This is a genomic window from Flavobacterium sp., from assembly GCF_031423415.1.
Classification (GTDB): Bacteria; Bacteroidota; Bacteroidia; order Flavobacteriales; family Flavobacteriaceae; genus Flavobacterium.
Genome location: NZ_JANPFL010000180.1, coordinates 15270 through 27131, shown reverse-complemented (window position 1 = coordinate 27131; position 11862 = coordinate 15270). Strand labels below are relative to the sequence as shown.

General features: G+C 35.0%; 10 protein-coding genes. 6 read left to right on the top strand and 4 right to left on the bottom strand.

Annotation, left to right across the window (positions count from 1 at the left end; all coding sequences use genetic code 11):
* Window positions 1-141 precede the first annotated feature (141 nt).
* On the bottom strand, window positions 142-633 hold the full coding sequence (locus RMO83_RS15165) for a transposase (RefSeq protein ID WP_310560542.1): 492 nt from the start codon (window positions 631-633) through the stop codon (window positions 142-144).
* A 1103-nt stretch (window positions 634-1736) separates the two neighbouring features.
* Between RMO83_RS15165 and RMO83_RS15160 the strand changes: the two genes are divergently transcribed.
* From RMO83_RS15160 to RMO83_RS15145, 4 genes are read left to right on the top strand one after another with little or no spacing between them, the layout of a single operon-like run.
* A complete protein-coding gene (locus RMO83_RS15160) occupies window positions 1737-2492 on the top strand; it encodes a hypothetical protein (protein ID WP_310560541.1) in 756 nt (251 codons plus the stop codon).
* 1 nt (window position 2493) lies between these two features.
* Window positions 2494-2904 carry a DUF5675 family protein gene (locus RMO83_RS15155; protein ID WP_310560540.1) on the top strand — a complete coding sequence of 137 codons (411 nt, stop codon included), beginning with the start codon at window positions 2494-2496 and terminating at the stop codon, window positions 2902-2904.
* A complete protein-coding gene (locus RMO83_RS15150; protein ID WP_310560539.1) occupies window positions 2901-3155 on the top strand; it encodes a hypothetical protein in 255 nt (84 codons plus the stop codon). The genes RMO83_RS15155 and RMO83_RS15150 overlap by 4 nt, the downstream gene beginning before the upstream one ends.
* Complete coding sequence (locus tag RMO83_RS15145) at window positions 3145-3321, top strand: hypothetical protein (RefSeq protein ID WP_310560538.1); 177 nt, start codon at window positions 3145-3147, stop codon at window positions 3319-3321. Before RMO83_RS15150 ends, RMO83_RS15145 begins: the two co-directional genes overlap by 11 nt.
* Window positions 3322-3413: 92 nt before the next feature.
* On the opposite strand, the gene RMO83_RS15140 is transcribed toward RMO83_RS15145, so the two are convergent.
* The 3 genes from RMO83_RS15140 to RMO83_RS15130 all read right to left on the bottom strand — a co-directional run bounded on the left by RMO83_RS15140 (window position 3414) and on the right by RMO83_RS15130 (window position 5991).
* Entirely contained in the window at window positions 3414-4748 is a 1335-nt protein-coding gene (locus RMO83_RS15140) for a PdaC/SigV domain-containing protein (RefSeq protein WP_310560537.1), read from the bottom strand.
* Window positions 4749-4935: 187 nt separating this feature from the next.
* A complete protein-coding gene (locus tag RMO83_RS15135; RefSeq protein WP_310560536.1) occupies window positions 4936-5442 on the bottom strand; it encodes a hypothetical protein in 507 nt (168 codons plus the stop codon).
* A gap of 126 nt (window positions 5443-5568) precedes the next feature.
* Window positions 5569-5991: a DUF6943 family protein gene (locus RMO83_RS15130; RefSeq protein WP_310560535.1), complete on the bottom strand. Its 423-nt coding sequence runs from the start codon at window positions 5989-5991 to the stop codon at window positions 5569-5571.
* 1242 nt (window positions 5992-7233) lie between these two features.
* On the opposite strand from RMO83_RS15130, the gene RMO83_RS15125 reads away from it, so the two are divergent.
* Window positions 7234-10248 (top strand): SusC/RagA family TonB-linked outer membrane protein, encoded by a 3015-nt coding sequence (locus tag RMO83_RS15125; RefSeq protein ID WP_310560534.1) that lies wholly within the window; start codon window positions 7234-7236, stop codon window positions 10246-10248.
* A gap of 12 nt (window positions 10249-10260) precedes the next feature.
* Window positions 10261-11784, top strand: coding sequence for a RagB/SusD family nutrient uptake outer membrane protein (locus RMO83_RS15120; protein ID WP_310560533.1), 1524 nt, complete (start codon window positions 10261-10263; stop codon window positions 11782-11784).
* Window positions 11785-11862 lie beyond the last annotated feature (78 nt).

The following is an 11862-nucleotide window of genomic DNA, read 5'->3' as shown; positions in this document are numbered from 1 at the left end:
CTGTCCGAAAACAGATTTACTAGAAAAATAATTACTTTTACTCATCGTTTTTTGTCTTTTGCAAAACCAAATTACGATTTTAATTGAGAAGCCATTTTTATGGCTTCTTTTTTATTTACTTTTATCGGACAACAATGATTTCTAAATGGTATTATATGATTTTTGATTGATATAATCTCGATACTCTTCTTCCCATTGAATAAGTTCAATAAGCCATAATTGACGTTTGTATTCAGAATTAATGTGATGAATTTTAACTGCTATTTGTTTGAGTTCAAAACCAGATCTATGTTTAGGGTTTTGCGTAAGCCAGATTCGGCACATCCTTGATATATGTACTAAACATCTTTGAAAAGGCACTTTTGGACAAACTTTTTTGATGGCCTTTATTGAGGATTTATCTCCATCTGATGTGATGCTTTTTATTTTAATTCCTAGATTCAATAAATTCTGCAAGTCTTCTGCAATCTCTTCAAAATGTTCTCCATCTGTCATGCGATAAAGTTGTGTCAACTTTAAATGAAAGTTTCTATAAACTACTAAACAAATATCATTCGAAAAATAGGTTCCATCCAGGACTAAATAAATTTCATCAGTAGAGTTGAATTCTAAAACAGGTGCTTTTCGTAACATTTTAGAAAAATAACGCTGCAATGTGCTCTTGCTATATCCAGATTCAAGTGATATTTTTTCCAAAGTATCTTTGCCAATTATCCAATTCTTAAACCAAATTTCTTTGTTTGAATCAGAAACAGATTTGTTATTTGCTGTAAATAATTGCCCACAATCTTTACATTTAAAACGTTGCTTGTTTTGCTGGATTCCCCATTTAATAGTTTGAAGACTTTTACACGTTGGACAACGCTTTTTTTTGAGTTTTTCATAAATAAAAAAAGTTTATTGAAACGAATTTCAATAAACTTTTGGAAACATCGTATTTTATAGTACCTAGAAAGGTTTTTACCAACTATTTTTGACTATTAAACCATAAAAAACCGTAAAGTCTTTATTTGCATCACTTTACGGTTTTTTAAAGCAGAGAGGAAGGGATTTGTATTACCCCCTACTATGCCTGATATAACATAGGTTCTTCAAAATAAATTTCTAGGGTCTCGATTTTAAACCTCAAAAAATCATTCTTTTTTTTGACAAATCTTAATGCACAAATATAAGGAATTTTAATGAATTAGTAGTTCAAAAAACAAATAGGTTTATACATTTTCACCCTTTTATATGGGGTTCTACGTGCTCGTATTTTAAACCTGTATAATCACAAAACTCCTCCACACTTACAAGACTATTTTGACTTTTATTACAGTCCTTTTTTAGCTTGTGCAACAATCTAATACTTTGACGATAACTCTTCCCGGTAATGCGCTGTATGTCCTTGGGGTAGATACATATTCTCTTAGGTTCGGTTTTCATACACTATCTATACTGTTGACTAGGCTTTGAGTCGCTTTTGAATGCTTCCACCACAGTCGTTGATTAAAAATAAAATTAGTGAATATTCTCTATTGTTTTAAGCAGCAATTTACTTCAATAATTGATTGCTATAACGGGTCATTTGTGTCGATTTGTGACATTAGTGGCAGATAGTGACATATGGAATGGGGTATGCTTTTATATGTGGTTTAATTGGCTAAAATTTGTTTTCGAAATCAATCGAAAGATATTGCAACAGGATGATGATTGAGGAAATTTGAAACATTTATTAATTTAAAACTTTAGAAATTATGGCAAGGCAAAAAGGCATAATTAAGTTGAAAGGTACTATCGGAGATATTACTTTTTACAAAACCCAAGACGGGCATCTAGCTCGTGAAAAAGGTGGAATCGACGCCAGCAGAATGGCGAGTGATCCAGCATTCCAAAGAACGCGTGAGAACGGTTCCGAGTTTGGAAGAGCCGGAAAGGCAGGAAAGATTTTGAGAACCTCTTTGAGAGCTTTGCTCTTGAATTCTGCCGATGGCAGAATGGTGAGTAGATTGACTCAAGCGATGGTCAAAGTTATCCAAGCGGATGTAACCAGTTTGAGAGGATTGAGAAACGTGATTGATGGTGAAGCAGAATTGCTAGCCGGATTTGAATTCAACATCAGGGGAAAACTAGGCACCAGTTTATTTGCCCCATTTGTGGGCGCCATTGACCGTGTGACTGGTGAAATCACTATTGATCTGGATCCGTTTGTTCCGGCAAATATGATTGATGCACCGAGTGGAACCACCCACTTTAAAATCATATCTGCAGGAGCAGAAATTGATTTTGAAACAGAAACTTTCGTTGAAGCCCATTCTGAAACTGCAATCCTTCCGTGGGATGCTGTGGCTACGGTTGCCATCAACCAAATGAATGCAGTAACTCCAGCAAGCACAAAACCATTGTTTTTGGCTTTAGGAGTTGAGTTTTACCAAGAAGTGAATGGACAAATGTACCCATTGAAAAATGGCGCATACAATCCATTGGCATTGGTTCAGGTGAGCGGCTTGTAGGATGGTCCTAGTGTTGAAACGGACTTATTTTCCCGAGGGAACGCAAGGGGTTTTGGAATGGAACGGCACATTAGTTTGTTATACCATCGAATTGCCTTGGTTAAATAACCAAAAGCGTATTTCTTGTATTCCCGAAGGAGAATATATCTTGCAGAAGCGATTTAGTCCCAAATTCAAATGGCACCTGCATTTGATGAATGTCCCGGGAAGAGATTTGATTTTAATCCATCCCGCCAGTGACGCAAAGAAAGAGTTGTTGGGCTGCATTGCTCCTGTAACCAAGCACACCGGAATTGGAAAGGGCAGTAATTCCCGAAAAGCGTTGGAAAAGTTGAAAACGACAGTTTATGCAGCTTTTGATCGAAATGAAGAAGTTAAAATAAGTATCCAGTCTAAAAAAGAAATAGTATGAAAATAGTAGAAAGAATAAAAGCACCCACACCAAAGTTTTTCAAGATTTTGAGAAGTATTGGTTTGGCTTTGTTGGCCATTAGTGGAACAATTGTGGCAGCACCTATTGTTTTACCTGTAACGGTGGTAACTGTTGCAGGTTATATGGCAGTTGCAGGAGGAGTTATCTCCGCGGTAAGTCAAATGACGGTAGATGATGAGATCCTTCGACAGGCTCAGGATGACACAAATAAACCGAGAGATGGAGACTAATATTTCCCTCCGAGCAGGAACCGCATCTGGAACATTTTTGAGCATTTTGCCCAACATTCTTTCGGAAGATATTGCAAAAACAATTATCTTAGCGGTTGTGGGAGCCACTGCCAGTTTTATGGTTTCACTCCTTTTAAAATGGTTGACAAAATCTAAAAATAAATAGCCCGGTTATGATTGGTAACCTTTTCCGGACTACCTAAGAAAGCCAAGTCGTGAGACCTGGCTTTTTTTAGTTTAACGTGTGTTGGCGATAGTTTATAATTTATATTTGATTTCTTTAATTGGAATTTCTAAGAAACCTAATGCCATTACAACCCTTGGCATAAAATTCAGAAAATACAAATTCAATTTACCCTCATCTATTGAAAAATCTAGATTATTATAGGTTGTGTACTCAACATATTTATTTAAAACTTCTTTATGCTCTGAGTCATCACCATATTTTTTTATCATCTGTTTTATGAATTTTTGAAAATCTCCAAATTTCACTACATCATATAAGTTTAATTTTCTATCTGGTTTGAAAGCTATATTTAATGAGTGTATATAATTATTTGGATGTGCACCACCAAAATAGTTTTCTATCGTTAATGTCATACTCAAATATTTAGTATTTAGAGTATTGATAGTGTAGTTAATAAAAAGGTAGAATCCTGTTTCTTTATTTCTCTTAATAATAAAACTTTTATCATCATTAATAAAATTTCTTGTGTCGCTGATAATACTGTAAGCCAATTGTTGAATATATGAGTTTACAAACATATTATCGAAATGTTTGTTTTCAAGGAAAAACGGAATTTTGCAACTGTAATCTAAATCACTAAGATAATCGATGTTTAAACCCAAAGAAATTTCATTATATGATATTTCTTCATCAAGATCGTCTTTTAATTGTAAAATCATTGTTCCGCCTTTATCACCAACATTAGCTATAGTGCCAAACATTGGAGTTTGCTTCCTATTCTCATCAAAGTTTAAAATTAAATCATTTGCTAGTTTTGAGAATGGTAGAGCTTTTTCGGAATTATTTTTTAAAATTTCACAAAGCTTTTCTGCAAAAGGACTGGACATTCCAGCAGTTCCATCACTGACTTTTTCGATGCTTCCTGAAGTTAGTGCTTCACGAGACAATTTTTTATCTAATGTTTTAATTCCGCCACCTCGCGAAGCACTTTCGAAAATTGCTCCTGAAAAACAACTGTCTGAAATTAGACTAATATGAATAGCTGGAGCTATTTTTATGAAGGATAAAAGATCATTTACATTGAACCAGGAAGATGGATGTTCTGGCTCAGAATCTGAAGGAAGCCAGTACGATGTGCCAATTGCATCATTGTATTCGCCGTGACCACAATAAATTATTATGATGTTTTCATCTTCTAATGAATTAATGAAGTATTCATATAATCGTGAATATATGTATTTACGTGTAGTTTGTTCTTTTTCTGTAAGTAACTCTACATCATCTATAATATAACGCGATTTAAAAATGCTGATAATTTCATTTAAATCACTTTTACAATTTTGAATTTTATCAAGTAAAGGAGAATCATAGTTGTTAATTGCAATTCCTAAAATTTTATAAATCATATGCTGAATTTAATAGTAAATGTTTCTTAATAAATTACCGCCAATGTTCCACAACAAGAGCGGGTTTGAGACTAAATTAAACCCTGTTTTTGGATTTGCCAAATCATCCTAAATTTAAAAATAACTTTCCATTAAGCCAATTGCCCAAATCCGTTGCCGTTTTAGCTGTTATGGATAGTTAATATATTTATGCACTGATTTCACTTGAAACTTTACCTATTAAATCGGCGCAGTTCAAAACAAAACTATCATCTACCTCAATTAATGTATCAATTTCAGAAACATCACCCTCGTCAAAGAAATTTTCTCCTCGTAATTTTATTTTAAATGGGAGTAATTCGGATTTTGATAATAAAGCGTCATAACTTCGACCTACTCCGTGTTTTAATACATTAATGGCACATATAAATTCATCAAAACGATCGTGAAGTTTTAAGTTCTGTTTTTCTTTGAGAATATTTTTGGCGCCTTCAAATCCATTTCTACAAGATAATTGGTCTTGTAATATTGCATCAAACATCGAGAACATTCCAATCGCAAATATTGTCTTTTGGAGTTGAATCATCTGAAGATTTTTTACAAGAATTGTTGATCCACTTGTTTGAAGTGCTTCGATAATTTTCGAATTAGTCTCTTCTAATGCAGCCAATGTAAATGATGTGCTTCGGTATATTAAGTCTTCAAAATTGTGCATATTCTTATTTAATGTTTTTAGTTTAATAACCTATAGATTGGACTGACAAATTCATCACAATCTACTCTTATTCTGGTGGCTTTATTTCTTTCAAATATACATAATCATAATACGAATTTTACTTTTTTATTTCCTGTAATAGCGGTTTAAAATAGCTCTGCGCATTTCATTTATAAGTACGATGTTTCGATGCAATTGATCTTCTTTTTGTTCCAGTAACCTCAACGCCTGGACTTGTCTTTGGTGCAGCTCTTGTTCTTGCATCATTTCATTCACTTTACAATTAAAATCTTTCTTAAAATCCTTGATTCGTAAAAAAGGGATTACGGACCCAATTAAAAATTGGTGCCAGAAGTTTGATTTCCAAAGGCTATAAGCAAGCCAGTATACCGTTTCAGCATCCTTTTCGTCTGGGCAATTAATCACAAAGCTGTTCGTGAAAGGTTCTTTTTGAGGTTTACCGGAGTTCATTCCTTTGTTGAGGATAAAGATTTGGTTTCCCTTGTAGGTAGTGTCTTTTTGGTGGGTCTTGATGATGAAATTTGGCATAGTGTTGTTGGTTTAAAAAATTCGACATAATTTTTTTGAAAAGAAAAAAGAGAAAAAAAGAAAGCCATATAGTCAGCAGAAATGACGAACGGGAACGGAGGGAGGCACGACCGACTGGAAGTGAGGAATGGATGCTAAATTTGCTGGATTTTTTTCTCTTTCTTTTCAAGAAAATTGCACTATAGTTGTCGTGGATGATTTTAACACCCCCAAGCACCGCAAGGAATGGAGCTAAAATGTAGCGATAGCGGAATTATAGCGGAATGACTGAGGAGCGCAGTGGCGGGGTTGCGGCAATCGAACAGCCACGCTAGACCGAGAACGGAACGTAGCTTGCGGAGTAGAGAGAAGGGATAGCTGCGTGAAACGGTGGGGAGGAAATATTAGACAGCCGATAGGCGTTCCTTGATTTAGGGCAAAGCGACCTCATCAAAGTGATGTGATACAAGTGATTTGTAAATATCAACTAAGAGTTTCTTAAAAACACATTGAGGGAAGCGGAGCCAACCCCGATGGCTGTGCGAAAGAGCAACCGCTGAAAAAATATAGGGCGGTAGACATAATACGGCTGGAATGTAGTGAAATGAATGAGAGAGCTTTCAGCGGAATGAAATGGAGCATTAAGCGAACGAATGACTGTAACGAAATGAAGCGGTATTGTGGATGCTTAAGCCCGACCGAACGCAGGAAGAGACCGTGTGAAGATGAGGAACGAACAGCGGAAAAAATAAGGCTGCCTATTTTTTGGCTGCCTTATTTTTTGTGCTGTGAAGTGATCTGTGGAATGGAGGAAGGCACGACCGACTGGAACAGCCGAACGGAACAAAGGGAACGACCGCAGAGAGACCGCTTGATTGCTTTTCATAAATTACTTTAGGTCTTTAAAAATTTATGTTTTTGGTTTTTGCCCTAAATCTTTTTTAATTCCAAGCTCCTAATATGGCTACTGGCTTTACTAAATAGTTCAAAATCAAAAAAAATTAACTGAAACGATTAAGTGCAATATTTTTTCTTTTTAGTAAAATTTACAATTCCTCTTAAACCCTAATAACATTGATTATTTGTCCAATTTGAAGGTTAAAACGTACTTACTAATTTATTATAATTATGGTGTTCGCGTATGGGTACCGACTATTTTGTTTTAAGTATAATTACGAATTTGATAAGTTTGTTAGAGAAAATTATACAATCCATAAAATTTCTAACTATTTTTTATCAACCTAAAACAAAAAACCACTAATTATGAAAAACGCATTACCAAAAATTTTATTGGGAGTTTTTATTTTTATAACTTCTAATATGTTTTCCCAGAATGTTTCTGGAACTGTTACCACAAATACGGGGCCCATAGTAGGAGCGAGTGTTGTGGTTAAAGGAACCAATAAATCTACACAAACTGATTTTGACGGGAATTATAGTATTAATGGAATTGATTCAAATTCAATATTAGTATTTAGTTACATTGGTTTTAAACAAAAAGAGATTCTAGTAGGAAATCAATCCAAAATCAATCCGATTCTAGAAGAATCTATTGAAACCCTTCAAGATGTAGTGATAATCGGTTACGGACAATCTCAAAGTAAGCGAACCTTATCTTCAGCCATTTCATCAGTTAGTTCTAAACATATTGAGAGTTTACCTGTATCAAGAGTAGAAAATCTTCTTCAAGGGGCCGCAGCTGGTGTTGTGGTGCAACAAAATTCAGGTGCTCCAGGTGCTGAATCTACCATTCGAATTAGAGGGGTGGGTTCGGCTCAAAATTCAGATCCTCTGTATATTGTTGATGGTTTTCCTGTACCCAATCTTCAGCATTTGAATCCTAGCGATATTAAGGAATTGGTAGTGCTTAAAGATGCAGCTTCAACAGCCGTTTATGGTTCAAGAGGTAGTAATGGGGTAATTTTAGTTAAAACTAAAATGGGTCGCAAAAACAGTAAAACTTTAATTGCTATTAATGGTTATTCTGGCGTTCAATATATGGGATTTAAACCCAACTTGATGAATGCTTCGGAATACATCAATTATTACAATCAAGGTGTTGCGGAAGCTGGCGGAAGTTTAAATGGAAATAGAGGTGCATTCTCAGAGGCTGAAAGAAATTCTTTGGCCAATACTGATTGGTATAATGCAGTTTCTAAACCAGCAACTATTTCTAGTTCTGATGTGTCATTGTCTGGCGGTGGTGAAAAATTTACTTTTTCTTTGTCTGGCGGAATGTTCGATCAAGATGGTATTTTTAGTAGAGATGGAAAATCCAATTACAACAGAAAAAATCTTAGTGCTTCATTTAATGTTGATGTTAGGGATAATCTTCAAATTAGTGCAACTGCTAGTGTTGCTAAAATGGTAAACTATCAGATGGTTGGAGGAGTTGGTGATCTAAATTCTTTACCATCAATTTACCCTACTTATGCAGAGAATGGCGAAGTTTTCAATCCTGGACGTCAAAATCCAAAACCTTCTTTCAATGGTGTTCCTTTAAATGTAATGGGGGCAATGACAAATCCTTTGTGGGCGCTAAATGGGTTTCAAGGGAATGAATCCATTAACGATGTTATCAACTATGGGATTGCTGCAGATTGGAAGCCTATTTCGGATTTGAATGTGCGTGTTTCCTATAATTATTATAAAAATAATGGTTTATACAGAGCATTCACTCCTAGTCTTGGAGCAATATATCCTACTCAAAATTTCTTCTTAGTAGGTTCTTATACTGAATCACCATCAGGTTTTGTTAACAACCAAGTTACCTCAACTGCTACCTATACCTTTTCTAAACTAGCCCCCAAAGGTCATAATTTAGATGTTCTTCTTGGTTATGAAGTAGTAGAAGGGAAGTATAATTATGGTGGAAATATTACCAATGTTGATGATTTTTTAACTTATAATTTTGATGATGCTAATTTTGCTTTAGCATCGAACCCTTTGAAAGCTGTTTTTACTCCTAGTAAAATTACGGAACGTGGCTTAGTATCTTATATCTCTAGACTGAAGTATAATTTCAAAGAAAAATACCTTGCAACTGCCAGCATTAGAAATGATAGATCGTCCACTTTTGGTTCAAATTTCAAATCAGGTTATTTTCCTTCATTTTCACTTGGCTGGGTTTTATCAAATGAGAATTTTTTAAAGGAATCTAAATTCATCAATGTTTTGAAATTGCGTTCTAGTTGGGGTATTTCAGGAACAGATGCAACTCAAGGTTATGCTTATTTATCCACCATAAATTCCAATGTAAATTATGCTGGTGTTCCTGGGTTAACTTTAACAGGATTGGCAAATCCAGATTTAAAATGGGAAGAATTGGCACAGTTTAATGTTGGACTTGATTTAACTGCTTTTAATAATCTTGACATTTCAGTTGATTATTACAAAAAAATGACAACGGATGTTCTGTTATTGGCAAATACTCCTGCCTCTAGCGGTTTAAATCCTTCATTAGTAAATGTGGGTGGTGTTGATAATTCGGGACTAGAGTTTGCCATTTCTTATAAAAAAGTTAGTGAAAAATTCTCCTGGAATGCTTCATTCAATTTGGGATATAATGAAAATAAAGTTACTGGTTTAGGAAATAATGGTCAGCCACTTGAGGGAGGATTTACGGGGGCATTATTCTCCGACCCCATTACTTTGACCGCTATTGGTAAACCAATTGGTAGTTTTTATGGTTATCAAGTAGAGGGTATGGATGCCAATAAAAATTTGTTATTCAAAGATTTAGATGGAAGTGGTAATGACAGAAGAAATCCAAATCCTGGCGATAAAACCTTTATAGGAAAGCCTTTACCTGATTTTAACGCTGGTCTAAATTTAGGGGCAAGTTTTTCTGGATTTGATTTTTCAGCATTTTTCTTTGGTGCATCTGGAAATGATGTTTTTGATGCCACCATCGCTTATACCGCTATCGGTTCTAATAGACCCGCATCCTATTTGCAGGATGGTGCTCCTAGAAATTTAGTGGTAGCTGCCCCAGGGGATAGTAATGGAGAGAATTTAGTGTCTGATTTTCACGTAAAAGATGCTTCTTTCATAAAGTTAAAAAATGTAGTTATCGGTTACTCATTGCCTAAAAATTTTGTAAGTAAACTTAATGCAGACAAAATTAGGTTTTACATTTCAGGACAAAATTTATTCACATTGACCAAATATCAAGGAGTTGATCCTGAAGTGGGTGGAAGTATTTTATCTTCAGGAATTGATACTGGATTTTACCCTCAATCTAGATCTTATTTATTAGGGTTTCAATTTAACTTTTAAAAAATACAAAAAATGAAAAAAATACAATTTAGTAAAATGAATTTGAATAGAGTAATTTTCACTCTTTTGGTGATATTGTCTACCGTTTCTTGCAGTGATGAAATTTTAAATAAAGTACCAGTTACAGAAATAACAGCCGAAACAATTAGTACCGAAGACAGGGTAGTTCAAGCCGTTAATGCCGCTTACGATCCATTACAATGGAGATTTATTAAAAACGCAGAAACTTTCCCTCAAATGTTTCAAGATGTAAGAGCAGATGATCTTCACTCTCAACAAGCTAATTTTTGGGGTAATGGGGCTGTATGGGATCAATTCGCTACAATCACGCCAACAAACCAAGCGGTTGCAGAGTTATGGCAAAAATGGTACACCGGAATTGGAAGAGCCAATTTTGCTATGGAAATTGCCCAAGAATTTGATGGATATAAAACCAACGGATTAAAGGAAAGAATAATCGCAGAAGCAAAATTTTTACGAGGTTTTTATTACTTTGAATTGGTAAAACAATTTGGAGATGTGCCATTATTTTTAAATGCAATCAGAACTACTAACGACCCATTGTATCTGCCAAGAAGTCCAATAGCTACAGTATATGCACAAATTGAAAAAGATTTATCAGAAGCTGCGGCTGTATTGCCAAAAAAAGGGGAATCCCAAGATATGTGGAGAGCTACTTCTGGTGCTGCATTAGGTATTCTAGCAAAAGCTCAGTTATATCAAGGAAAATATGCTGCAACTGTCGCTACTTGTCAAAAAATAATGACTCATGGTTACCAACTCGAACCAGTATTTGCTGATAATTTTGAATTGACTAATGAATTTGGAAAGGAATCCATATTTGAAATTAACTATGTTGATGGTATTCCAAACGAGGGGTCTTTATCATGGCAATATATGTTTATGTGGGCAGGTGGGAAATATACTTCCTATGGTAATATGATTCCTAGACAATCATTAATAGCTATTTATGATAATAGTGACCAGAGAAAAAAGGCAACATTCATAAGACCTGGCGATAATTTGAATTCACCTGGATTAGCAAATTTGGGTTGGAATCCAGCACCAGCAAATTTCGGTTTCAATGTAGGATCAAATGCTATGTGCAAAAAATTCTTTTTGACCTATGAGGAAGTCGATAAATTGTTGGCTGTTAATAATTCTCCAAAAAACGAAAAAATAGTAAGGTATGCTGATGTCTTGTTAATGTATGCTGAGGCTTCTTTGTTGGGTGGTGGAGGAAATGGAGCTGCTGCATTCAAACAAGTTGTAGATAGAGCTTATGGCACATCAAACCCTGCTGCTCCTGCATATAATTTAGCTGGCGTAAAAGCAGAGCGAAGAAGAGAACTCGCAACCGAAGGTTGGGATAGATTTACAGATTTAGTTCGTTGGGGCGATATTCAGGCTGCGATGACTGCTGTTGGTAAGACAGATTTCAACATTAATAGAGATAAATTATTGCCAATTCCAGCTGCTGAAATTAGGCTTTCAAACAATCTTTTGACTCAAAATCCAAATTATCCTACCAATTAATTAATTTGTAAAATAGTTAATTTAAAATCATTAATTTTTGAAGATTTTCCAACCCATTCAATGAATGGAAGTTTGATT